The following is a 23,701-nucleotide window of genomic DNA, read 5'->3' as shown; positions in this document are numbered from 1 at the left end:
GCTAATCGCTATACGGATTCTCCGGCTTCTTCAGCATGAGCCGGATCGGAACGGCGGGAATGTCGAACGCTTCCCGGATGCCGTTGACGAGATAGCGCCGGTAGCTCGCCGGCAGCTCGTCGGCGCGGGTGCAGTGGGCGACGAAAGTCGGCGGCCGGGTCTTCACCTGCGCGATGTATTTGATGCGGATGCGCCGACCGGAAACGGCGGGCGGGGGATGCCGCTCGGTCGCCGCGCGCAGCCATTCGTTGAGATCGGGCGTCTTCACCCGCGCGTTCCAGTCCACATAGACCTTGACGACCGCCGGCATCAGCCGATCGATATTGCGCCCGGTGAGCGCGGAGAGAAAGACGATCGGAACGCCCGGCGCCTGCGGCAGGAGGCGTTCGGCCTCGGCGCGAATGTCGCGGGCGCGCGCGTCCTTGTCCTCGACGAGGTCCCACTTGTTGACCGCAATGACGAGCGCGCGCCCCTCGCGCAGGACGAGGTCGGCGATCTGGAGGTCCTGCTTCTCGAAAGGCTGGCCGGCGTCGAGGAGAAGCGCGACGACCTCGGCGAAGCGGATCGCGCGAAGCGCGTCGGCCACGGAGAGTTTTTCCAGCTTCGAGACGACCTTCGCCTTCCGGCGCAGGCCCGCCGTGTCGTAGAGCTTCACCGGCCAGTCGCGGTCCGGTCCGCGCCAGGTCCATTCGACCGAGACGGCGTCGCGGGTGATCCCGGCTTCCGGCCCGGCGAGCACGCGCTCCTCGCCGAGGACGCGGTTGACGAGGGTCGACTTGCCGGCGTTCGGCCGGCCGACGACGGCGATGCGCAGGGGCTTGAGCGGGTCGTCCCAGCCCTCTTCTTCGTCCGCAAGCGTCTCATCGTCCCCCTCCGCGGCGGCGAGCAGCGGTTCGAGCGCCGCGTAAAGCTCGTCCATCCCGCGCCCGTGTTCGGCGGAAAAGGCGATGGGTTCGCCCATGCCCAGCGACCAGGCCTCGACGGCGCCGGCCTCGCCCGCCGTCCCTTCGGCCTTGTTGGCGAGCACGATCGCGGGCTTGCCCTGCCGGCGGATGAGATCGGCGAAGGTTTCGTCGAGCGGCGTGAGCCCCGCGCGCGCGTCGATCACGAAAAGGCAGACGGCCGATTCCGCGATCGCCTTTTCGGTCTGCCGGCGCATGCGCCCTTCGAGCGCCTTTTCCGGCGCCTCCTCGAGGCCCGGCGTATCGACCGCGACGAATCTGAGATCGCCGAGGCGCGCCTCGCCCTCGCGCCGGTCGCGCGTCACGCCCGGCTCGTCGTCCACGAGCGCGAGACGGCGGCCGACCAGACGGTTGAAAAGCGTGGACTTGCCCACATTGGGCCGGCCCACGATCGCGACCTTCGAAAGCGCCATGGGCGTTGCGCGCCGGCCCCTTTCCGCGTCAGCGCAGGGCGACCAGCTTTCCCTTTTCGTTCAGCACAAAGATCTTTTCGTCGACGACGATCGGCGAGATCATGAAGCCGTCCCCGACCCGCTCCCGCTCGACGACGGCGCCGTCGAGGGGGGAAGCCTTCACGATGTCGCCGCGCGAGGAGACGAGCACGAGGTGATCGCCGACGAGCACCGGTCCGGCCCAGGCGATGCGTCCCTTGCGTTTCTTCTCCTTCTCATAGCGGCGAAGCTGCGAGATCCAGACGATGGCGCCGGTCTCGCGCTGCACGCAGATCAGTTCGGCGTCGACCGAGACGAGATAAAGATAGTCGCCGGCGACCCAGGGCATCTGGAGGCTCGCCACCGGCAGCTCCCAAACGGGCCGGCCGGTGCGGATGTCGATGGCGCTGAGCCGGCCGCCATGGCTCGCCGCGAAGACGAGCCCCCGGTCGATCACCGGACTGCCGGCGATGTCGTTGAGCCGAGACAGCGCCGTCAGCACGGTGTTGCGCGACAGGGTCTCGTTCCACACCGGCCGGCCGGAATCGGCCAGAAACGCCGCGACTTCGCCGGAAGAGAACGGCGCGACCACGAGATCGCCCGCCGCGGCCGGGCTCGCCGAGGACAGGAAGCGCGCAGCCTCCTCGAAGGACTGATAGCTCCAGCGTCGCTCGCCCGTCTCCTGATCGAAGGCGAGAAGCTCGTTGGTGTTGGTCACGACATAGACCGCGCCGCGATAGGCCGTCGGCGGCGTGCGCGCCGGCGCGGCGGTTTCGACCCGCCAGATTTCTTCGCCCGTCGCCGCGTCGAGCGCCGCGACGAAGCCGAAGCCGGAGGTGACGAACAGCCGCCCGCCGTCATAGGCGACGCCGCCGCCGAATCCGATTTCCTCCGGATCCGGACGAACGAAGATCTCGCGGATGCGGAACCGCTCCTTGATGCTGGGCGTGAGTTCGGCGCGCCATAGCCGTTCGCCGGTTTCAAGGTCGAGCGCCGAGACCCGCGCGGCGGCGTCGATCACGAACAGGCGGCCGTCGGCGGCGACCGGCGGCGCGGTCAGCCGCGCGCGTTCGCCGGCCGCGCCGATGTCGGCGCGCCAGACGACTTCGAGCGCGAGCGCGCCGCTCAGATGATGCAGCGTGTGGTCGGCCTCGCCGCCCGGTTGCGGCCAGGAGATGTTGCGGTAGGACGGCGGCGTCTCCACGATGACGCCGGCGAGGCGCGGATCGGGCTCCAGCGTCTGCTCAAGCGCCAGAATGGAGATGCGCTCGTCTTTCTCCGGCGCGTTCTCCTCCTCGTCGTCGCCGCCGCCGAAAACGCCGGAAACGGCGCGCGTGACGGGGTTGCCGCCGCAGGCGGCGAGAAGAAGCGCGACGCAAAGGCCGGCGACGAAACGCAAGGCGAAACGATCGAGGAACATGAGCTGCTCTTGCTGCGCTACGGATTGGGCTGCGGTTCGTCGGCAGACGGAGGATCGGCGGGGGTCGTTTGCGTTTCGGCGTCGTCGTCCGCGGCCGGTTCGTCGGAGGAGAGGTCTTCACCGGCCGGCGCCGCGTCGGCGCCGCCTTGCGCCTCATTCTCCGCCGCGCCCCCCGCCTCGCCCGCGTCCTCTCCCAGCGCGCGCAACAGGTCTTCGACCCGCGCCTGGCCCTTGATGTTGACGCCGGCCTTTCCGGCCGCGGCGAGCGCGGCGTATTCCCTCGCCCGATCGCGAATCGGCGCCGGCGCCTGCGGGTCATCCATCAGGCGACGGAACATCGTCTCGGCGCCGTCGTAGTCGCCGGCGTCGAGCGCGGCGACGGCGGCGAACTCCTGCGCGTGATAGCCGAAAGGCGACGCGTCGGCCGGCAGCGCGCCGAGCGCCTCCATCACCGCCGCGCGCCCGTCGGCGAAAGCGAGCGCGGCCGCGCGCAGACGCGCAAGCTGGCGCAGCCGCTCGGGCGCGGCCGAATCTTCATAGACCGCGCGATAGGCCTCGCGGGCCGCTTCGGCCTCGCCGGTCGCGGCGAGCAGGCTCGCCCGGCGCATCCGCGCCAGCACGGCGTAGCCCGCCGGCGCCTGCTCCGCGAAATCCGCAAGCGCTTCGGCGGCTTCGCGCGGCTCCGCGGCCAGCGCTTCGATCGCGGTGCGGAACTCCATCGCGGCCTGTTCGGCGACCGCGCGCTGGCGCGCCTGCCAGAACTGCCAGCCGCCGACCGCGAGGACGATCGCCGCCGCCCCGGCGATCAGCGCGGGCGCCTGGCGTTGCAGCGCGGCGTGCTGGCGCTCCTCGGCGAGCTCGCGGTCGACCTCGCGCAACAGGGTTTCGTCATTCGCCACTCGCGGCGCCCCTTATTCCGTTCGTTCGCGTCTTCGGGCGCCGGTTCTACCGGCCTTTGAAAGGCGGCGCAACGCGCGCGGCCGGCTGCGGGGGCAGGCGCCCGGCTATTTGCGCGGCTTGGCGGCTTCGGCGCCCGCCGGCGCGCCCGAGCCGAAGCGGTAGACCTGCGCAGGCTCGGGAAAGGTCCGCGCGCGCACCTCGCGGGCGTATTGGGCGACGGCCTCGTCGATCGCGGGCTTGAGGCTCCCATAGCGCTTGACGAATTTCGGCGTCCAGTCGAACAGGCCGAGCATGTCGGGCGTGACGAGAATCTGGCCGTCGCAGGCGGGCGAGGCGCCGATGCCGATGGTCGGCGCGGCCACGGTTTCGGTGATCTCGCGGGCGAGCTCTTCGGCGACGCCTTCGACCACGATGGCGAAAGCGCCGGCCGCATCGGCCGCACGCGCCTCGGCGAGGATCTCCGCGCGTTCGCCGGCGGTGCGGCCCTTGGCCTTGAAGCCGCCGGTCACGTTCACCGCCTGCGGCCTCAGGCCCACATGGCCCATCACCGGCACGCCGCGCTCGACGAGGAAGCGGATGGTCTCGCCGGCGCGCCGCCCGCTTTCGAGCTTCACGGCCTGCGCGCCGGTTTCGGCGAGCACGCGCGCGGCGTTGCGGAAGGCGGTTTCGGGGGATTCCTCATAAGTGCCGAAAGGCATGTCGACGACGACCATCGCCCGGCGCGCGCCGCGCATCACGGCGCGCCCGTGCAGGATCATCATGTCGAGCGTGACGCCGACCGTGGACGGCAGCCCGTGCACCACCATGCCCACGGAGTCGCCGACCAGCAGCAGATCGCAATGCCGGTCGAGGATGGCCGCCGTCGGCGCGTCATAGGCCGTCAGGCACACGACGGGCTCGCCGCCCTTGCGCGCGGCGATGTCGGCGGCCGTGACGCGCCGAACGTCGTGCGAGGCGGGCTTTCGGGGCGGCGTCTGAGCGGACATGCGGGCGGGCCTTTCGGATCGGAACGCCGGGAGAATAGCCTCCTTTTGCGCCGCACACAAAGCCGCCGATGCAGGCGGGGGCGCCCTGTCCCGCCTCAGGTCGCCCTAACTACGCCAGCGCAACGCCGGCGATGTAGCGGTGCAGCCAGAAATAGATCGCGGCCCACGCGCCGGCGCCGGCGAGAAGCGCGAGCGCGTCGTTGCGCCAGGGCCCGGCGGCGGGAACGGGCGCGCCGCGGCGCTTGACCGCGATGCGATCGAGAACGGCGTAGGCGAGGAACGCGCCGAACAGGATGAGCGAGCGCAGATCGCCGTTGACCAGAAGATGGGCGAAAGCCCAGATCTTCACCGCCGCCAGCATCGGGTGCTTCGCGGCCGCCGCGATGCGCCCCTTGGGCAGATAGGCCGCCGCGATCAGGACCAGCGCGATCAGCATCAGAAGATAGACGACATGCGCGAGCCAATAAGGCGCTACATAGAACGCCGTCGTATCGGCCGAGCGCCAGCCCCAGACGATCAGCCCCAGGCCGGCCGCGCTGACGAGCGAATAGAGCCCCTTGTAGGGCCCCTCGCCCAGCCGCTCGATCAGCCGCGCCCGCGCGCCGCGCGCGAGGGCCGTGAACAGATGCGGCGCGAAGAAGATGATCAGCCCGAGGATGAAGACGGTCACTCAAAAGCTCCACTTCTGGGAAGTGAGAAATCCTTCGAGATTCGTGCAAGGGATATTGAAGTGCTGGCACACATTTGGAATTTTGGCCGCGTTCGGTTTTAGCCGTTCCTGCGTAACGACTATTCCATTTTTGACCTTCGCGCAGGCGATGACGAATGGATCAGCGACGGGCGTTCCCCTTTGTTGCGCCTTTCGGTTGATGATCTGTTGAAAATGCGGAATTGCGAGAATCTCGGCGACAAACGCAGTCTCCTCACCATCAGGAGTGGTGAATATCTCCTTGTTGGTTCGAGACCATCTTAGGACAAAGTCATCAGCTCCGCGCTTAACTTCAGCGCGCACTTCGCGAGTTGATGTTATCAGCCCCGTCCGCGCCGCATCATCAAACTTCCTCCAAAATCCCGGAAACACACTCGGATAAATCGAATTCAATTCAAAGAAGCTTGAGGAATCGAAGACGTAGGTCACGCCGCCTGCGCTCCCTTGAGAATTTGATCTTCGAGCTTAGAGAGGTTTTTGGGCGCAACTCCGATAAGCTCGGCCGCCTCGTCCCGACTGAGCAGACGCTTAGCGTATCTCGAAAAGACCTCCCGAACGAAGGTCTCGCTGAGATACGCTCCTTGGGTGGCGTAATAGTTGCCACCTTCTCCTGCACTTTGACTTCGCTGCGAATCCCATTCTTCGGCCTTGCGTCGATAGAATTGGCGCGTGACCCGCCCTTCATCTAAAAAGCGCCGAAGGATCACAGCACGGCTGACGTGATAGCGCTTCGCCAGCTCTTCATATTGCTCATCGGAAGCCGCTTGTGGCGCCCATCGCGCGGTCGCAACCCGGAAATCCTGCAGCGGGACGAGGATTTCCGCGGCAATTGCATTACAGAACTTCTCGATTGCTCGATCCTGGGCCGGCAGTGATTCGATCCGGATATCATCAAAAACGCTGATTCCGCTTCTATGAAACAGAACGTGGGCGAGTTCGTGCAGTAGACTGAATATTTGCCGCGTCTTGGTCGTGCTATTGTTGACCATTATCAACGGGAACTCATCATCGACTAAGCAGAAGCCGGAAATATCTCGTTGCTTAAACGCATGCTTGAATACGAAAACGCCTCGCGCTTCAATCGCACGCCGCCATTCTTTGAGAGCATGATCTGGCGAGGGCCAATCCCTCTGCTCTTCCAGAGAGACGCCTAACGAAGAGCGAATTGCCTGTGCTTGCGACTCCAGAGGACTCGCTTCCGAGAGAACAATCTCCTTCCAGATCGGACGTTCAACAGGCGAATGTTTTGCGTAAAGCTCCTCCAATGCAAATCGGAAGGCGCGAGCTCGACGAATAAGGAAAATCGTGTCGCGGTCGAGCGACAAGAGATCATCTGTCGGAAGTGAGCGAAATTCAGTTTGTGCGCGTGGTTCATCTGGCGGGGCGGGCAAGAAGAAGAGCGCCAAGGGCCGCTTGTACAGATCATAGGCGAGGCGCTCTAATTGGGGATAAGTGGGCGACTTCTCGCCTGCCTCCCAAGCCTCGATGACAGCCTCTGGCTTTTTCAGCCGCTTAGCGACGTCTCCGATAGAGAGATTCGCAGTCTCACGCGCCCATCGCAAGATCGAGGCTTGGACACCAATAACTGTCTTTGCACGTGCCATCGTTTCTGCAAATGCCTGATGTTATTCGCCTTCAAACTGAACGAGGGCCACGACCTCCTTGCCCATCGCCCTGAGCTTCGCCGAGCCGCCGAGATCGGGCAGGTCGACGACGAAGGAGCAAAGGACGACCGTTCCGCCCGCCCGCTCGATCAGCCTGATCGCCGCGCCCGCCGTGCCGCCGGTGGCGATGAGATCGTCGACGAGCAGCACCTTGTCGCCCTCCTTTATCGCGTCGACGTGAATCTCGACCTCGTCGACGCCGTATTCGAGCGCGTAGGATTCGCTGATGGTCCTGTAGGGCAGCTTGCCCTTCTTGCGCACCGGCGCGAAGCCGACGCAGAGCTGATGGGCGATGGCGCCGCCGAGAATGAAGCCGCGCGCCTCGATGCCGGCGACCTTGTCGATCTTGGCGCCGGCGAGCGGCTGGACGAGCTCGTCCACGGCGCGGCGGAATCCGCGCGCGTCAGCGAGCAGCGTGGTGATGTCCCGGAACATGATCCCCGGCTTGGGATAGTCCGGAATGGTCCGGATGACGGATTTGAGATCCATGGCGCGTCCCTGTCGGCTGTTCGCGGCGCCGTCCGCTCCCCTCGGACCGGCGAACCATGGCCTATTCGCTGCGGCGCCACAAGCCGGCGGCGGGCTTTTCCGCGACTTTCGCTTCGTCGCGCGCAGCCGGCGCTTCGCCGCAGCGAAGTTTGCGCGCGCCGGCCGGGCCGGCTAGGGCGAGGCGGGGACAAACGCCCCCCGGAAGGGCGAAACCAAGGAGGGTTCACCGTGACAAGACTGTTGCTCTGCGGCGTCGCCGCCCTGGCGCTCGCCGCCTGCGGGCAGGACAAGACCGGCCCCGCCCCGGACGATCCGGCCAGGGCCGACGCCGAAACCGCCGCAGCCAAACCGGAGCTCGGCGCGTGGGGAATCGAGACGCAGTATATCGACGAGAGCGTCGAGCCGGGCGACGACTTCTATCGTCACGTCAATGCGGGCTGGCTCGATACGTTTCAGATCCCGGACGAATTTTCGAGCTACGGCTCGTTCACGGTGCTGTTCGAGCGCTCGGAAGAGCGTGTGAAGAAAATCATCGAAGACGCCGCCGCGGCGAACGCGCCGGCCGGCTCGCCCGAACAGAAGATCGGCGATCTTTACGCCGCCTTTCTCGACGTCGCGGCCATCGACGCCAAGGGCTTCGAGCCGGTCGCGGCGGACTTCGCCTATATCGACGGGCTCGCGACGCATGAAGACGTCGCGCGCGCCTTCTCGCGGCCTGATCTCGTGGCGCGCTCGCCCTTCGCGGCCTTCGTCGACGTCGATTCGAAACAGACTGACCGCTATATCGTCTATCTCACCCAATCCGGGCTGGGCATGCCCAACCGCGACTATTATCTCGACGAGAAATTCGCCGACAAGCGCGCTCAGTACAGGGATTATATAGAGCAGGCGCTGACCCTCGCCGGGATCGAGAACGCCGCTGAGAAGGCCGAGGCGATCTACGCGCTCGAGCATCGCATGGCCGAGGTTCACTGGGAGCCCGCCAAGCGGCGCAACCGCGACCTCACCTACAACCTCAAGACCCGCGCGGAGCTGAAAGCCTTCGCCCCGGACGCGCCATGGGACGCGATGTTCGAGGCCGCCGGACTCGGCGGCCAGGACGAAGTCGTGGTGCGCGAGGACGACGCGATCGCCAATCTTGCGAAGATCTTCGCCGAGACGCCGGTGGAGACCTGGCGCGCCTATCTGAAGTTTCATGTGCTGAACGCCAACGCGGCGGTGCTGCCTTCCGCTCTCGACGAGGCGAACTTCGCCTTCTACGGCACGGCGCTGCGCGGCACGCCCAAGCAGCGCGAGCGCTGGAAACGCGCCGTCGCCGCCGTCAACGACGCCATGGGCGAGGCCGTAGGCAGGATCTATGTCGAGAAATACTTCCCGCCGGACTCGAAAGCGCAGATGGAGGAGCTCGTCGCCAATCTGCGCCGGGCGCTCGACGAACGCCTCGACACGCTGCCCTGGATGAGCGATGCGACGAAGGCCGAAGCGCACAGGAAGCTCGAGAAGTTCACGCCCAAGATCGGCTATCCCGAGAAGTGGCGGGATTATTCCGATCTCGCGATCGCGCCGGGCGACGCCTACGGCAACAACAAGCGCGCGAGCGCGTTCGCCTGGAATTACGCCATCTCGCGGCTCGGCGGGCCGGTCGACCGGACCGAGTGGTTCATGACGCCGCAGACGGTGAACGCCTATTATTCGCCGAACCGCAACGAGATCGTCTTCCCGGCGGCGATCCTGCAGGCGCCGTTCTTCGATCCCCATGCCGACCCGGCGGTGAACTATGGCGGCATCGGCGCCGTCATCGGCCATGAAATCGGCCACGGCTTCGACGATCAGGGCCGCAAGTCGGACGGCGACGGCGTCTTGCGCGACTGGTGGACGCCCGAAGACGCGGCGAACTTCCAGAAGCTCGCCGACAGGCTCGGCGCGCAATACGCCGAGTACGAACCGATCCCCGGCTTCAAGGTCAATCCCGAGCTGACCATGGGCGAGAATATCGGCGATCTCGGCGGACTTTCCATGGCCTACCACGCCTACAAGCTGTCGCTCGGCGGAAAGGAGGCGCCGGTGATCGACGGCTTCACCGGCGATCAGCGCTTCTTCATGGCCTGGGCGCAGGTCTGGAAGCGCGTCGTGCGCGAGGAGCAGCTCAAGAACCAGATCGCGTCGGACCCGCATTCGCCGGCGCGCTATCGCGTCAACGGCGTGGTGCGGAACATGGACGCCTGGTACGAGGCGTTCGACGTCCAGCCCGGCGACTCGCTTTATCTGCCCCCGGAGGAACGGGTGCAGATCTGGTAGGCTGAAGCGGTCCGTCGTCCCGGCCGCCCCGCAGCGCATCCGGGACGACGCCTCACCCCGTCCAGACGAGGCCGATCACCGCGCCGGTCATCAGGGTCGAAAGCGTGCCGGCGACGAGCGCGCGCGGGGCGAGCGCGATCACGTCCTGCCGGCGGTCGGGCGCGAGCGCCGTGAGCCCGCCGATGACGATGCCGAGGCTCGCGAAATTGGCGAAGCCGCACAGCGAATAGACGACGACGAGGAAGCTGCGCTCGCTGAAGGTCCCGGCCGGCAGCCTGGCGAGCTCCACATAGGCGACGAGCTCGTTGACGGCGGTCTTGACGCCCATCAGCGAGCCCGCCTGAAACGCTTCCGACCACGGAACGCCGGCGAGCCACATGAAGGGCATGAAGATCCAGCCGAGTATGCGCTCGAGCGACAGCGGCGCGCCGGCGACGTCCGGCGCGGCGCCCAGCATGATGTTGATGAGCGCGGCGAAGGCGGTGAAAGCGATGAGCGAGGCGATGATGTTGAGATAGAGCCCGAGCCCGTCGGTCACCCCGCGCATGAAGGCGTCCATCGAGCTCGCATAGCCGAAATCGTCCGCCGCCGCGGCCGAGGTCGGCTGCACGCCCTTCTCCTCCGGCATCATCACCTGCGCCATCAGGATCGCGGCCGGCACGGAGATGATCGAGGCGACGATGATATGGCCGAGCACGGACGGATCGACCTCGGCGAGGATCGTCGCGTAGACCGCCATCACCGAGCCGGCGACGGTCGCGAATCCGCCGGTGATGATGATGAACAGCTCCGGGCGCGACACTTTCGACAGATAGGGCCGGATGAGAAGCGGCGACTCGGTCTGGCCGAGAAAGGTGTTCGCCGCCGAGGACAGCGCCACCGCGCCGCCCACCTGGAACACCCGCTGCAGAAGCAGCGCCAGGGCCCGCACGAAGAGTTTCAAGATCCCCCAGTGCCACAGCAGCGCCGACAGGCCGGAGAAGAAGATGACCAGCGGCAGGGCGCCGAACGCGAAGTTGAACATGGCCGACGGATCGGTCACTTCGAAAGGCGGCTCGGCCCCGCCGAGATGACCGAAGACGAAGGACGTGCCGGCTTCGGTCGCGGCCTGCAGCGCGCGCACGACGACCTGCAGCGAGGCCAGCGCCTCGCGCGCCGGCGGCAGGTAGAGCAGCAGCAGCGCGATGGCGATCTGCGCCGCGACCGTCGTCGCGGCCAGAAAGAAGGGAAAGCGCGCGCGCGCCGTCGAGAACAGCCACGCCGTGAAGATGAAGGCGACGAGCCCGATCGCGCTTTGCGCGCGCAGGCCGAGATCGCCGATCGCCGCCAGATGTTCCATCCCCGCCCCTTTCCTGCCCGCGTCCGGCGATTTCGCGTCGATTCTCCGCCGGACGGCCGATCAAAAAGGCGGACTATGGAAGGCTTCGGCGCGTTTTGTCACGCGAGCGCGCCGGCGGACGGCGCCGTCGCGGCCTTTCCCCTCTGGCCCTTGGGGCCCGCTCGGCTATAACAGCGGCGATCCCGCGCGGCGTCGCGCGTTTCCGCGAACACCGATCAGGAGAGAGGCCGACCATGCTCCCCCAACCCCGCGCCGATCTGAAGCCCAATACGCTTGCGTACGAGACCGTCCCGCTGGTCAAGCCCACCGGCTTTCGCGAGTACGACGCGCGCTGGCTGTTCGGGCCGGAGATCAACCTGCTCGGGGTGCAGGCCCTCGGCCTGGGGCTCGGGACCCTCATTCGCGAGATGGGCAAGGAGCCGAAGATCGTCGTCGGCCACGACTTCCGCAGCTATTCGATGTCGATCAAGCAGGCGCTGAGCGTCGGCCTGATGAGCGCCGGAATCGAGGTTCGCGACATCGGGCTCGCGCTCTCGCCGGTCGCCTATTTCGCCCAGTTCGCGCTCGACGTTCCCTGCGTGGCCATGGTGACCGCGAGCCATAACGAAAACGGCTGGACGGGCGTGAAGATGGGCGTCGAGCGCCCGCTCACCTTCGGACCCGACGAGATGGCGCGGCTCAAGGACATCGTGCTGTCCGGCGCGGGCGAGACGGCGGCCGGCGGCGGCTATCGCTACGTCGAGGGGATGCGCGAGAAATACATCGCCGACCTGACGGACGGCGTGAAGATCACGCGCAAGCTCAAGGTGATCGCGGCCTGCGGCAACGGCACCGCCGGCGCCTACGCGCCTGAGGCGCTTTCGCGCCTCGGCGTCGAGGTCGTTCCGATGGACGCCGAGCTCGACCACTCCTTTCCGAAATACAATCCGAATCCGGAAGACCTGAAGATGCTCCACGCCATGCAGGAAGCGGTGAAGGAGCACGGCGCCGACCTCGCCCTGGGCTTCGACGGCGACGGCGACCGCTGCGGCGTCGTGGACGACGAAGGCGAGGAGATTTTCGCCGACAAGATCGGCGTGCTTCTCGCGCGCGACCTGTCCGCGCAGCACCCGAACGCCCGCTTCGTCGTGGACGTGAAATCGACTGGCCTGTTCGTGACCGATCCGGTGCTCCGGGAAAACGGGGCCGAGACCGAATACTGGAAGACGGGCCACTCCTACATCAAGCGCAAGAGCCACGAGACGGGCGCGCTCGCCGGCTTCGAGAAGTCCGGGCACTTCTTCTTCAACAAGCCGATCGGACGCGGTTACGACGACGGACTCGTCGCGGCGATCGCGATCCTGCGGATGCTCGACCGCAATCCGGACAAGAAGCTGTCGGACCTGCGCAAATCCCTGCCCAAGACCTGGCAGTCGCCGACCATGTCCCCGCACTGTGACGACGAGAAGAAATACGCCGTGGTCGAAAGGATCGTTCAGACCTTCCTCGACCGCGCCAAGCAGGGCGGGGCCGTCATCGGCAAGAAAATCCGCGACGTGGTCACGGTGAACGGCGTGCGCGTGACCGCCGAGGACGGCACCTGGGGACTGATCCGCGCCTCGTCCAACAAGCCGGAGCTCGTCGTCGTCGTCGAAAGCCCGACCTCGGAGGCGAACATGAAGGCCATGTTCGCCGAACTCGACGAGGTCATCCGTCAGCACCCGGAAGTCGGGCCTTACAATCAGAAGATCTGAACGGATCTTTCTCCAGGCGGGCGCGCCCGCCGCCTAGCGCCCCGGTCAGGCCGCCTTCACCTCGACGAGCCTGAGATCGAAATGCAGATCCTCGCCGGCGAGCGGGTGGTTGCCGTCGGCGACCACGCTGTCTTCCTTCACGTCGATGATGGTGAGCGTGATCTGCCGGCCGTCCTGGCCGTTCGCCGAAAGCTGCATCCCCGTCTGCGGCGCGACGTCGTCGGGCAGGCGCGCACGGGGGATTTCGATGACGAGCTCCTCATGACGCGGGCCGAAGGCGTGATCGGCCGGAACCGTGACCGACTTCTCCTCGCCCGCGCTCATGCCGACGAGGCCTTCCTCGATCTCGGCGAAGATGCGCCCCTCGCCCAGGGTGAGGATCTGCGGGCCTTCCTGCTGCGTGCCCCCGACGACGCGGCCGTCGCCGGTTTTCACGGTGTAGTCGACGACGACGGCGTCGCCCTTCTTCGCTGCGTCCATGACAATGCTCCTTGTCCTGATGATTTTCCGCCGGACGCGTCGAATGCGGAGGTCCGGACTCTTCCCGCCGGCGCGCAAGGCCGCGCGCGCGGAAAGAGATTGCGTTACGGCGCGCATGGTCGCAAAGCGGGCGCGCGCGGTCAAGGCGCGCGGCCGAAGCGGGCGGGCGGCCGATGCGGCGCTTCGCCTCAGGCCGGCAGAACGTAGTCCTTGAATTGCTTGCGCAATTCCGTCTTCAGCACCTTGCCGGTGGCGCCGAGCGGCAGCGCGTCCACGAACTCGATCGCGTCGGGCCAGGCGATCTTGTCGAGTCTGCCTTTCAGGAACTCCATGATTTCCTCCGCGCTCGGATCGGCGCCCTCCTTCTTCGCCACGATCAGCAGCGGGCGCTCCTGCCATTTCGGATGATAGACGCCGATGACCGCAGCGTTGGCGACGCCGGGATGGAGAAGCGCCGCGTTCTCGATGTCGATGGAAGAGACCCACTCGCCGCCGGTCTTGATGACGTCCTTGGCGCGGTCGGTGATCTGAAGATAGCCGTCCGGGTCGATGGTCGCGACGTCGCCGGTGTCGAACCAGCCGTCCTCGGTGAGCGTCGGCCGGTCGGCCTTGAAGTAGGAATCGATGATCCAGGGCCCGCGCACCTGCAGCCGCCCGTCGGTCTCGCCGTCATGGGGCAGGATGCGCCCCTCGTCGGAGACGATGCGCATGTCGACGAAGGGCAGCGCACGGCCGGCCTTGAGCTGGTAGGGAATGCGTTCGTCCTGGGGCAGCGCGCGGATGTCCGGCGGCAGCGTGTTGACCGTGCCGATGGGGCTCATTTCCGTCATGCCCCAGCCCTGCTGCAGCTCGACGCCGAGCTTTTCGAAGCCGCGAATGAGCGCCTCCGGCAGGGCCGAGCCGCCGCTCAGGCCCTTCTTCAGATGCGGCAGGCGCTTGCCGGTTTTCTCCATATACTGAAGAAGTCCGAGCCAGACCGTCGGCACGCCGAGCGAGTAGTTGACCTTCTCGCTTTCGAGCATCTCGAACAGCCCCTCCCCGTCGAGGCGCGGACCCGGAAAGACCTGCTTGGCGCCGACCATCAGGGCCGAATAGGGCGTGTTCCAGGCGTTCACGTGGAACATCGGCACGACCGGCAGGATCGCATCGCCCTCATTGCAGCCAAGCGCGGTGGGCAGGCACGCGGCGAAGCTCTGCAGCACGATCGCGCGATGCGAATAGACGACGCCTTTGGGATCGCCTGTCGTGCCGGAGGTGTAGCACATGGCGACCGCGGTGTTCTCGTCGAACTCCGGCCACTCGCATTCCTCGGCCTGGCCGTCGATCAGCGACTCATAGGCGCGCGCGCCGTCGCCGACCTCGGCCGTGCGGGCCTCGTCGGAGAGGATGACGTATTCCTTCACGGTCTTCAGCTTCGGGCGCAGCGCGGCGACGAGCGGCGCGAAGGTGAGATCGTAAAAGAGCCAGGAATCCTCCGCATGGTTGATGACGAAGGCGGCGTTGTCCGGCCCCAGGCGCGGATTGACCGTGTGAAGGACCGCCCCGATCCCGCCCACGGCGTAATACATCTCGAACTGGCGGTAGGTGTTCCAGCCGATGACCCCGATCCGGTCGCCGGGCTTCACGCCCGCCTCCCTCAAGGCGTTCGCAAGCTGACAGATGCGCCGATGGGAATCCGCGATCGCGTAGCGGTGGATCGGCCCCTCGACGGTGCGGGTCACGATCTCCGTGCGATGGAAATTGCGCAGGGCGTGCTTCAGGATCTCCGTCGTCAACAGGGGACGGTCCATCATCAGACCGAGCATGAACTTCCTCCGCCGTAGCTTGTGTTCTGGTTGCGGCCGACTATCGGGATTCCGCGCGCGCCGGTCAAATGGATGCGGCGCCTGACGCGGCGATCCGCGCGCGCCCTTGCGCCGGGGGGCGGCGATGGTGTCTATCCTGCCGGATCATGAGCGAGTCCTCCTCCTCCGCGCCGCAGGCCGAAACGGCCCGCCCGCCCGCCGCGCTCGCCGGCGTGCGGGTGCTCGATCTTTCCCGCGTGCTCGCCGGCCCCTGGGCGAGCCAGATCTTCGCCGACCTCGGCGCCGAGGTCGTCAAGATCGAGCGTCCCGGCCGGGGCGACGACACTCGCGGCTGGGGCCCGCCCTTCCTGCATGACGCGGACGGCGAGGCGACGGACGCGGCCTATTTTCTCTCCGCCAACCGCAACAAGCGTTCCGTCGCGATCGACATCGCCGCCCCGGAAGGCGCCGCGCTCGTCCGCCGGCTCGCGGCGCAAGCGGACGTTCTCATCGAGAATTTCAAGGTCGGGGGCCTCAGGAAATACGGCCTCGACTATGAGAGCCTGCGAAACGTCAATCGCCGGCTCGTCTACTGCTCCGTCACCGGCTTCGGCCAGACCGGACCTTATGCGGCGCGCGCGGGCTACGACTACATGATCCAGGCGATGGGCGGGCTCATGTCGATCACCGGTCAGCCCGACGGCGCGCCGGGGGCCGAGCCGATGAAGGTCGGCGTCGCGGTCGCAGACCTCTTCGCCGGCATGTATGCGGCCGCAGGGGCGCTCGCCGCGCTGCGCCACGCCGAGCGGACGGGCGAAGGCCAGCATCTCGACGTCGCGCTTTACGACTGCCAGATCGCCATGCTCGCCAATCAGGCCGCGAACTATCTCGTCTCCGGCGTCGCGCCGGGCCGGCTCGGCAACGCCCATCCCAATATCGCCCCCTATCAGGTGTTCGAGACCGCGGACGGGCATATCGTGATCGCCGTCGGCAATGACGGCCAGTTCGCCGCCTTCGCGCGGCTGATCGGACGGCCCGAGCTCGCCGCCGATGCGCGCTTCGAGACGAACCGGCGCCGGGTCGAGAACCGCGCCGCGCTGATCGCGGAGATCGCGCCGGCGATCCGCGAGCGGACGAGCAAGGCGTGGTTCGAACTGCTGGAAGCCGCAGGCGTGCCGGCGGGGCCGATCAACGCCATCGACGCGGTTTTCGCCGACCCCCAGACGCGCGCGCGCGCCATGGCCGCGCCTGCGCCGCAAGAGGCGGCGCGCGCCGAAGCGCCTGACCTGCGCTATGTTCCGCACCCGGTGAAATATTCCGCCACGCCGGCGCGCTTCGACGGCGCGCCCCCCGCGCTCGGCGCGCATACCCGCGACGTCCTTGAAAGCGCGCTTGGCTTGAGCGCGGCGGAAATCGCCGCGCTCGCGAAAAAAGGCGTTATCGCGATTTAGCCGTTCATCAGGAAGCCTTGCCCGCGGCGACGGTTTGCGCCGCGCCTGCGGGAATAAGGCCCAGCTCGACGAATTTTTCCGCGATCAGCCGCGCGTCGAACGGCTTCATCAGATGCCCCGCCACGCCCGCCGCGTGCGCGAGCGCGAACTGCTGCGGATCGTGCTCCGTGGCGCACAGGACGATCGTCGGGCGCGCCTCGGCTTCGAGGCCGCCGACCCCGCGCAGGAAGTCGAGCGCGCCCAGTCCCGGCAGATCCCAGTCGAGCAGCACGACGTCCGGCTTCGACTGCGCGCACAATGCGACGGCGTCGTCCGCGCTCGACGCCTCGCGCGGCTCGAAACCCAGCTCGCGCACGATGCGCGCCGCGATCTCGCGGATCAGCGCGGAATCTTCCACGATCAGACAGGTCTTCATCGCCATGCACCCGTTGCCCGCGCCGAAGTCGCCCGCGCGGCCCTGCGTCCCCCGCCGCATTCTCGCCGCGGGGGCGTTAGCCGGCGGTTAACGAGCCCTCAGGCGCGCCGTATGCGCGCGTCTCGCGTCCGAAGCGCGCCTCGATCGTCGCCTTCTCGTCCGTCAATTCCGCGACGATCCCGCCCCCGCTTGCGCGCGCCATCAGCCCCGCGAGATAGGCGGGCGCGAATTTCGGCTTGAGCTCGCGCGCATCGCCCGCGAGCGCGGCGCAAAACTCGTCATGCAGAATGAGGCGCGGCCCGACGGCTTCGATGAGGAAGACGTCGCCGCCGCCCGAGACCGTCACCGTTCCCCCCCGCGGCGCGCAGTCGGTCGCGGCGTTCGTCAGTATAAGAAGCGTTTTCGCCTTCTCCTTGGCGACGAGCCCCGGCTTCAGGCGCCAGTCGAGGGTCGCCTTCGACCAGCGGAAAATGTCGCGCAGGAGCGCTTCGGCCTCTTCGAGCGCGATCTCGGCGCCGTAGCCGCCCGCGACGCCATAGGCGAGCCGGGCGAATTTCAGGATCGAGACCGCCTTCTGCCCGCCCGAGCGGACGAGATCGAGCGCCGCCTCGCGCATCGCCTGGTCCATGGCGTCGTCGTCGAGCACGTCGAGCCCCGAGCCGATGGCGCCTACGGGATTGATGAGGTCGTGGCAGACTCGCGACGCGATCAACGAGGAAAGCGCGACGGGATCGGGCGCTGAATGAGACTCTGACATGAAGGACGCCTTCGCATGATGCAAAGGCTCCTTATGGCCGATTCGCGACTGCGGCGAAGGATCGACGCCTTTTCAAGGCTTCTATTTGCGGATCCACGCCCCGCTGTCGTCGCGCACGCAATGGCCGGAAGGCGCGCGGTCGATGAGCTGCCGGGCGGCGAGCTTGGCGGTCACCTCGACCGTCACGCCGTTGCGCTCGGCGAGGCGTTCATAGGCGGCCCGGCGCTGCTGATTGATCGCGCGCACCTCGCGGCGCAGCTCGTCGCTCGCCGCGGCGCCGGCGACGACGCCGAGATAGCCGTCGGCCTGCTCGCCGATGACGCAGTCGGCTTTCGCCTGTTCGATAATCGGGCTGGCGGCCGCGACGGGCGCGATCGGGGCGAGTCCGGCGAACGCGGCGGCGGCGAGGCTCAGCAGGGTTCGAGCGATCGGTTTCATCTCCATCCCCTCTTTAGAAAATGTCCGGGTTTTCGGCGATCAGGTCTTCGATTTCGCGGTCGAGCTTGACCCGCACCTCCTGATCGATCTTGACGTTGAGATTGACCTCGATCGGCTTGTCGCCGCCTTCGAGTCTGACGGTCGTGCAGCCGGCCGCGGCGGCGGCCAGAAACGCCGCCAACGCCGCGCCCGTGATGCGCTGTCCTGTCTGCATGTTCTCCACCTTCCAGCGGTCGTTCGACGGTCTCGCGCACGCAACCAGGGCGAAGGATAATCGCGCCGCCGGGCGAAAGATAGGCGCGATTGCGGCGGGCGGGCGCGATTCGGACGCGCCGGCGCCTCATTCGCGCCTGTCGCGCGCCTCCTGCCCGCTCTGGCGGCCCAGCTCGATCTGGCGCCTGACGTCGCTGGACAGGACAGCCTGATTGAGAAGGTCGAGAAGCGCCGCGTCGAGATTGATGCGATAGATCACCGGCGCGCGGACGAACTGTTCGTTGACCGGCACGGCGCCGCTGCCTTCGAAGGTCATGCGGAAATTCAGCCTGCCGTCGAGGGGCCCGTCGACCAGCACCCTGAGCGACTCGTAGCGCAGATCGCGCAGGATCGAGAACGCGACGTTCGCCTGCTCTCCGGCGGCGGACGCGCTCTCGGCCGCCGGACCTGCGTAACGCACTGCGCCGGGGCCGGCGGAAACGAACTCGCCGCCCTCGATGCGCGCGCGCCCGCCCTCGAACCTTATGGGCAGCACGCCGTTGAGGCGCCCTTCGCCGGACAGTCCGTCGACGTCTGCGAATTCCAGGACCAGCTTCAGGTCGATTTCGTTCGCCTGCAGAGGAATGAAGGCCGCGCCCCCTGAAAGCGAGGCCGCGGCGTCATAGGCGCCGACGCGACCGCCGAACCAGGGAAACTCCGCTTCGATCACGCGAAGGGTCTCGTCGCCGGGCAGCGCGAAGCGAACGACGCCGTCTTCGAGCGGCAGCGCGCCGATGTCGATCCGCCTTATGCTGACGGTCTGCGGTTCGGCCGTGGCGAGCGGGATGAGCGAGGAAAGCGCGATCTTTCCCGTAAGGCCCGCCGTCTGCGAGACCGCAACGCCCGGCCCGCGGAAGGTGAGATCGAAAAGTTCGAACGCGGCGGCGGACCGCGCGTCTTCCGGCGCCGGCCCCCAGGCGAAGTCGATGTCGCCGGCAAGCGCGCCCGTCGTCGTCCCGACGATCCCTTTGAGGACCGGCGCGAGCGCCGCCGGCTGAAGACCCGCCGGCGTGAAGTCGAGCCGGCCTGTCGCGAAGCGCGCCGCGCCCCGTCCCGCCCGCAGATCATGGGCGCCCTCGCCCGCGCCGAGCCGGCGGCCAGCGGGCGTCGACGCGGCGAAATCGAAGGAAAGCCGCTCGTTTTCGAGCCGCGCCGAGCCGGCGGCGAGAACGGGGGCGATCATCGGCGCCGCGCCCGTCTGGGCGATTCGCGCGCGCTCGAGCGAAGCCGTCGCCCGCAGGCCTTCTTCGTTCGCCGCGGCCTCGAACCGTCCTAGAGCGTCGGCGGCGAGAATCGCGCCGTTAAGCGTCATCCGTCCGCCTGCGAACGATCCGGCTGCGGTCGCCGCGCGCGCCAAAGGATCGTAATGGGCGCGAAAGGCGACGGCGGGCGGGGCGCCTTCGATCCGCGTTTGCCCGAGTCGCCAGCTCGCCGCGCGCGCTTCCAACCGGCCCGCCAGCGTCGCTTCGACGCCCTTGCGCCAGATCGCCTCCAGAAGCAGTCCCTCGCCGGGACACAGCCTCGCCTCGCTCAGCCGCGCGCGGCCCTCTGCGAAGCCTATGCGCGCCCGGTCGAGCAGCACGCACTCGTCGTCCGCGCCGGAAAGAACGAAGGCCGCCGCTTGAGGATCGTAAGCCGCGCGCAGCGCCCCGCGCAGCGCCGCGTCCTCGACGCGCCAGTCGCCATAGGCGGCGGCCTTGACCGCGGCGGCGACATCGAGCGTCGCCGCGACGCCTTGCGCAGAGCCCTCGCCTGCCGCCGAGACGGTCAGCGAATCGAGCGCGGCGCCCGCCACGGTCTGCGCCGGCAACCGCGCGGATAGATCGAACCGCCACGGTCCGTCGCCGGCGCGGACGGCCGTCGCGTCGAGCGCGCCGTCGAACGGCGCGCGGGTCAGAGACAGTTTGAGCGCGGCGCGTCGGCTCGCGCCCCTGCGCTCGAACAGCGGTTCGCCGCCGCGCGCTTCCACGGCGAGCCGGCGCCCGCCCGCGCCTTCAAGCGCCGGCGGCGCGCCTGGAGCCGCCGCGAGCGAAAAACCGTCCGGACCGTAGACGATGTCCAGCGCGCCGGCGAGACTCAGCATTTCTTCCGGCCTTTCTTCATCCGCAAAAAGGCCGGCGAGCAGCGGACTTTCCGCAACAGGAACATCCGCTGACTGAACGACGATCCGGCCAGCGAAGACCAACCCGCCGGCGTCGCCCGCCAGAATGTCGCGCCAGGACCGTCCCTGTCCGTCGAGCGCGAGCGCGGCGTCGCGCAGCGCAAGCTGCGGCGCGGCGACGTCGCCCGCGAGGCGCGCCGCGAGGCAAACGGCGCCGTCCCGCGCCAGCGCGAGCTCGCCCTCCACGACGGCGCCCGTCAGCATCGCCTCGCCGAAACCGAGCGCCGCGGCGCGCCCGGAAAGCGCGAAAGCGCCGCCCTCTTCCGGCGAGAAAGCGCCCGAAAGCCGCGCCTCGCCCGCGCCCGCAGGCGTATCGAGAACGAGCCTCAGCGCGCCCAAAGACAGCGCCCCGAAGGGAAGCGCCGCGTCCGCCTCGCCCCCGCCGCGCTCCGCCGCCCGCGTCATGCCGGCGATGCTGAACGCGCCGTCGGGCGACAGACGCGCCGCGACGCGCCCCTCTGCGACGGCGATGCGGTCCGCGCGGCGCTCGGCGATCAGGCGGCGCGGCGCGTATTCGACCGAGACGCCGCGCAGATCGAGCGCCGGCGAGGCCTGGTCGCGGCCTGCGGCGAGGCGCGCGATCTCAAGGCGCCGGAACGAGACTTGCTCGACCCGGACGACGGGATTTTCGAAACCGGCGGCGGCGAGCCCCGTCTCGAGCGCCCGCCCGACGAGGGGCGCGCGAAAGACATAGACCCCTCCCGCCAGCAGCGGCAGGAAGACCAGGAGTCCCGCAATGACGCGCCAGAGGCCCCTCATTCCTTGCCCGCATCCGTCAAAACCGGACGGACCGCTTCGCCGTTCCTTAAGGCGCGACGGTTTGAATCACATCGGCCCGAGGCGGTTAACCATGACGCCATTTGAATGCAAAAGCGAGGCGTGCGAAAGAAGCCGGCGGGGCGGAAAGAAGGCGCGAAGGGCCCGAGCGGCATGACTGAAACCCGCGACTGCGGCGACCTTTACGAGGATTGGCGGGAGCCGGCGCCGCCGCCCCCGATCCGCGACGGCGCGCGCGCCTATCTGGCGGTGGGCGTCGCCATGCTGGTGATGCTCGCCGGGGCGGCGTTTATCGCCTTCATCGCTTTCGAGGCCCCGGAAGCCGCTCCGCAACCGGCGATCGCGGCGCCCGCCGCACAGTCCCCTAAGCCTGCGCCTGAGCCGGCGCCCCAGCCCACCGCGCAGCCGCTCGCGGTCGCGCTGGCGCCCGCCGCGCCCGAACCTGACGCCGTCGTCGAGACGCGCGGGCGCGCGCCGCGTCTCAATCCCGCGCGCGCGGGCGAAGCCACCGACGGCGAAGCCGATGCGCCTACGCCCGCCCTGAAGCCGGCAGCGGACGCCGCGGACGCCGCGCCCGCACAGCGGCCGATCACGCTGGGCGGAGCTTTCCTCGCCAGCGCCGAGGACGCGCCGCCGCCCTTCTTTTTCGCCGACGATCTGTCGCCGCGCCGCACGCCGCCGCCGCCGCTCGCGGCCGCCTATGCCGGGGACGCGACCGACGGCCCGCGCATGGTCGTCGTCGCGCTGAAGAAGGGCGAGGCGTTCGTGGACGCGCTGAAGCGCGCGGGCGTGCGCGCCGAGGACCGCAACGCCGCCGCTTACGCTTTCGGCAAGCACCAGAACCTTCGAATGCTGCGCCCCGGCCAGGAATTCGCCCTGCGCGTCGCCGAGCCCAACCGGACCATCTTCCAAATCGCGACGGAAGGTCCCGGCGAAACGCACCTTCTGGGGCTCGAATATCGGCCCGATCCCGAGAACAGGATCGTTCTCGCGCGCAACGCCGAAGGCGGCTTCGACGCCGAGAAGAACTTCGTAAACCTGACGACGCGGCTCGTCGCCGTGCATGGCCGCATCGAGGGGAGCCTCTATCTGTCTGCGAAAGCCGTCGGCGCGCCGGACGAGATCATCGCGGGGCTCGCCGACATGTTCGCCTATGACGTCGACTTCCAGCGCGAGATCTTCGGCGGCGACGAGTTCGAAGCGATCTTCGAGGCGCGCTACGACGAACGCGGAGAACTGGCCGGGATCGGAGACATTCTCTACGGGCGCCTCAACTGGCGCGGGCGGACGAAAGAAAAAGGCTATTACTACTTCGCCGACTACGACGGCGGAAAAGGCGGCTATTTCGACCGCGCCGGACAGAGCGCCAGGCGCCTTCTGATGAAGACGCCGGTAGACGGGGCGCGCCTTTCTTCAGGCTTCGGCACGCGCCGCCACCCGATCCTCGGCTACGCCAAGGCGCATAAGGGCGTGGATTTCGCCGCGCCCCGCGGCACCCCGATCAAGGCCGCCGGCGACGGCGTGGTCGAGCGGGCCGGCCCCTATGGCGGCTTCGGCAATTACATCCGCATACGGCACGCCAACGGCTACCAGACGGCTTATGCGCATCTTCACGCCATCAGGCGCGGCGTGCGCGCCGGCGCGCGGGTCAGACAGGGCGAAATCATCGGCTATGTCGGCTCCACAGGGCGCTCGACCGGTCCGCATCTGCACTATGAAGTGCATCAAAACGGCAAGGCGGTGAATCCCCAGACGCTCAAGATCGCGACGGGAGAGACGCTCAAGGGCGCCGCGCTCGAGGCTTTCAAAGCCGTCCGTGACCGGATCGACGCCATGCGCCTGCCGCCCGAGCCGCCTTCCGGCCTGCTCGCCCGCGACGACGCCGAGGGAAAATCGGCGCTCTGACGTCGATGCCCGCGCTGACTCGATCCGTCTTTTTCCGCTCATTCCGGCCAAAGCCGGAATGAGCGGAAAGGAAATTCGATTTGAACCGCAGTCGACCCGCCGACGCTTCTCAAACGGCGCGCTTCACGCGCCGCCCTTGCGCTTCTGTTCTTTCAGCACCGCGCGCACATAGGCTTCGACGTCGAAGTCGCCGGTCGCCTGGCCCTTGAGGCGCTCTTTCACGCGATGGGGCAGGACGGCGGGATCGTCCGCGCCAGCCGCTTCTATGGTCTGGCGGATCAGCGCCTTCAGCGCCTCCTCCCTGTCGGGCGACCAGCCTTTTTCCGCCATCGGGACGATCCTCCTGCGCC

At 67.9% G+C, this 23,701-nt stretch carries 21 protein-coding genes; 4 read left to right on the top strand and 17 right to left on the bottom strand.

Annotation, left to right across the window (positions count from 1 at the left end):
- Position 1: 1 nt before the first annotated feature.
- The 8 genes from der to CHB64_RS08070 all read right to left on the bottom strand — a co-directional run bounded on the left by der (position 2) and on the right by CHB64_RS08070 (position 7,561).
- On the bottom strand, positions 2–1,375 hold the full coding sequence (gene der / locus CHB64_RS08105; RefSeq protein WP_089412121.1) for a ribosome biogenesis GTPase Der: 1,374 nt from the start codon (positions 1,373–1,375) through the stop codon (positions 2–4).
- A gap of 28 nt (positions 1,376–1,403) precedes the next feature.
- A complete protein-coding gene (locus tag CHB64_RS08100) occupies positions 1,404–2,813 on the bottom strand; it encodes an outer membrane protein assembly factor BamB family protein (protein ID WP_089412120.1) in 1,410 nt (469 codons plus the stop codon).
- A 17-nt stretch (positions 2,814–2,830) separates the two neighbouring features.
- On the bottom strand, positions 2,831–3,712 hold the full coding sequence (locus CHB64_RS08095; RefSeq protein ID WP_089412119.1) for a tetratricopeptide repeat protein: 882 nt from the start codon (positions 3,710–3,712) through the stop codon (positions 2,831–2,833).
- A gap of 105 nt (positions 3,713–3,817) precedes the next feature.
- Positions 3,818–4,699, bottom strand: a complete 882-nt coding sequence (gene panB / locus CHB64_RS08090) for a 3-methyl-2-oxobutanoate hydroxymethyltransferase (RefSeq protein WP_089412118.1) — start codon at positions 4,697–4,699, stop codon at positions 3,818–3,820.
- Positions 4,700–4,808: 109 nt separating this feature from the next.
- Positions 4,809–5,369, bottom strand: a complete 561-nt coding sequence (locus tag CHB64_RS08085; protein WP_089412117.1) for an NnrU family protein — start codon at positions 5,367–5,369, stop codon at positions 4,809–4,811.
- Positions 5,370–5,837, bottom strand: coding sequence for a PIN domain-containing protein (locus CHB64_RS08080; RefSeq protein ID WP_089412116.1), 468 nt, complete (start codon positions 5,835–5,837; stop codon positions 5,370–5,372).
- Positions 5,834–7,012 carry an ImmA/IrrE family metallo-endopeptidase gene (locus CHB64_RS08075; protein ID WP_089412115.1) on the bottom strand — a complete coding sequence of 393 codons (1,179 nt, stop codon included), beginning with the start codon at positions 7,010–7,012 and terminating at the stop codon, positions 5,834–5,836. The genes CHB64_RS08080 and CHB64_RS08075 overlap by 4 nt, the downstream gene beginning before the upstream one ends.
- A gap of 21 nt (positions 7,013–7,033) precedes the next feature.
- On the bottom strand, positions 7,034–7,561 hold the full coding sequence (locus CHB64_RS08070; RefSeq protein WP_089412114.1) for an adenine phosphoribosyltransferase: 528 nt from the start codon (positions 7,559–7,561) through the stop codon (positions 7,034–7,036).
- A 228-nt stretch (positions 7,562–7,789) separates the two neighbouring features.
- On the opposite strand from CHB64_RS08070, the gene CHB64_RS08065 reads away from it, so the two are divergent.
- Complete coding sequence (locus tag CHB64_RS08065) at positions 7,790–9,859, top strand: M13 family metallopeptidase (protein WP_089412113.1); 2,070 nt, start codon at positions 7,790–7,792, stop codon at positions 9,857–9,859.
- Positions 9,860–9,911: 52 nt separating this feature from the next.
- Here the strand turns inward: CHB64_RS08065 and CHB64_RS08060 are convergent, their stop codons facing one another.
- Entirely contained in the window at positions 9,912–11,198 is a 1,287-nt protein-coding gene (locus CHB64_RS08060) for a NupC/NupG family nucleoside CNT transporter (RefSeq protein ID WP_089412112.1), read from the bottom strand.
- 233 nt (positions 11,199–11,431) lie between these two features.
- Here CHB64_RS08060 and CHB64_RS08055 point away from each other — a divergent pair, with 233 nt between their 5' ends.
- On the top strand, positions 11,432–12,931 hold the full coding sequence (locus CHB64_RS08055; protein WP_089412111.1) for a phosphomannomutase/phosphoglucomutase: 1,500 nt from the start codon (positions 11,432–11,434) through the stop codon (positions 12,929–12,931).
- A gap of 45 nt (positions 12,932–12,976) precedes the next feature.
- Here CHB64_RS08055 and CHB64_RS08050 read toward each other — a convergent pair whose 3' ends face one another.
- The gene (locus tag CHB64_RS08050; RefSeq protein ID WP_089412110.1) at positions 12,977–13,411 is read right to left on the bottom strand and encodes an FKBP-type peptidyl-prolyl cis-trans isomerase; all 435 of its coding nucleotides are present in this window, start codon (positions 13,409–13,411) and stop codon (positions 12,977–12,979) included.
- A 188-nt stretch (positions 13,412–13,599) separates the two neighbouring features.
- Positions 13,600–15,216 (bottom strand): long-chain fatty acid--CoA ligase, encoded by a 1,617-nt coding sequence (locus CHB64_RS08045; RefSeq protein WP_089412109.1) that lies wholly within the window; start codon positions 15,214–15,216, stop codon positions 13,600–13,602.
- A 146-nt stretch (positions 15,217–15,362) separates the two neighbouring features.
- Here CHB64_RS08045 and CHB64_RS08040 point away from each other — a divergent pair, with 146 nt between their 5' ends.
- Entirely contained in the window at positions 15,363–16,646 is a 1,284-nt protein-coding gene (locus CHB64_RS08040) for a CaiB/BaiF CoA transferase family protein (RefSeq protein WP_089412108.1), read from the top strand.
- Positions 16,647–16,653: 7 nt separating this feature from the next.
- On the opposite strand, the gene CHB64_RS08035 is transcribed toward CHB64_RS08040, so the two are convergent.
- The 5 genes from CHB64_RS08035 to CHB64_RS08015 form a co-directional block, all read right to left on the bottom strand.
- Positions 16,654–17,067, bottom strand: coding sequence for a response regulator (locus CHB64_RS08035; RefSeq protein ID WP_159462446.1), 414 nt, complete (start codon positions 17,065–17,067; stop codon positions 16,654–16,656).
- 70 nt (positions 17,068–17,137) lie between these two features.
- Positions 17,138–17,818 (bottom strand): histidine phosphotransferase family protein, encoded by a 681-nt coding sequence (locus tag CHB64_RS08030; protein ID WP_143265971.1) that lies wholly within the window; start codon positions 17,816–17,818, stop codon positions 17,138–17,140.
- An 81-nt stretch (positions 17,819–17,899) separates the two neighbouring features.
- Positions 17,900–18,256, bottom strand: coding sequence for a YdbL family protein (locus CHB64_RS08025; protein ID WP_089412412.1), 357 nt, complete (start codon positions 18,254–18,256; stop codon positions 17,900–17,902).
- Between the two features lie 13 nt (positions 18,257–18,269).
- On the bottom strand, positions 18,270–18,470 hold the full coding sequence (locus CHB64_RS08020) for a YnbE family lipoprotein (RefSeq protein ID WP_089412411.1): 201 nt from the start codon (positions 18,468–18,470) through the stop codon (positions 18,270–18,272).
- Between the two features lie 126 nt (positions 18,471–18,596).
- On the bottom strand, positions 18,597–21,428 hold the full coding sequence (locus CHB64_RS08015) for an intermembrane phospholipid transport protein YdbH family protein (RefSeq protein WP_089412105.1): 2,832 nt from the start codon (positions 21,426–21,428) through the stop codon (positions 18,597–18,599).
- A 171-nt stretch (positions 21,429–21,599) separates the two neighbouring features.
- Between CHB64_RS08015 and CHB64_RS08010 the strand changes: the two genes are divergently transcribed.
- On the top strand, positions 21,600–23,351 hold the full coding sequence (locus CHB64_RS08010; RefSeq protein ID WP_143265970.1) for a M23 family metallopeptidase: 1,752 nt from the start codon (positions 21,600–21,602) through the stop codon (positions 23,349–23,351).
- 123 nt (positions 23,352–23,474) lie between these two features.
- Here the strand turns inward: CHB64_RS08010 and CHB64_RS08005 are convergent, their stop codons facing one another.
- A complete protein-coding gene (locus CHB64_RS08005) occupies positions 23,475–23,681 on the bottom strand; it encodes a hypothetical protein (RefSeq protein ID WP_089412103.1) in 207 nt (68 codons plus the stop codon).
- Positions 23,682–23,701 lie beyond the last annotated feature (20 nt).

Origin of the sequence: Amphiplicatus metriothermophilus (assembly GCF_900199215.1) — a bacterium.
Taxonomy (GTDB): Bacteria; Pseudomonadota; Alphaproteobacteria; order Caulobacterales; family Parvularculaceae; genus Amphiplicatus; species Amphiplicatus metriothermophilus.
This window is presented reverse-complemented; position numbering and strand designations above follow the sequence as displayed.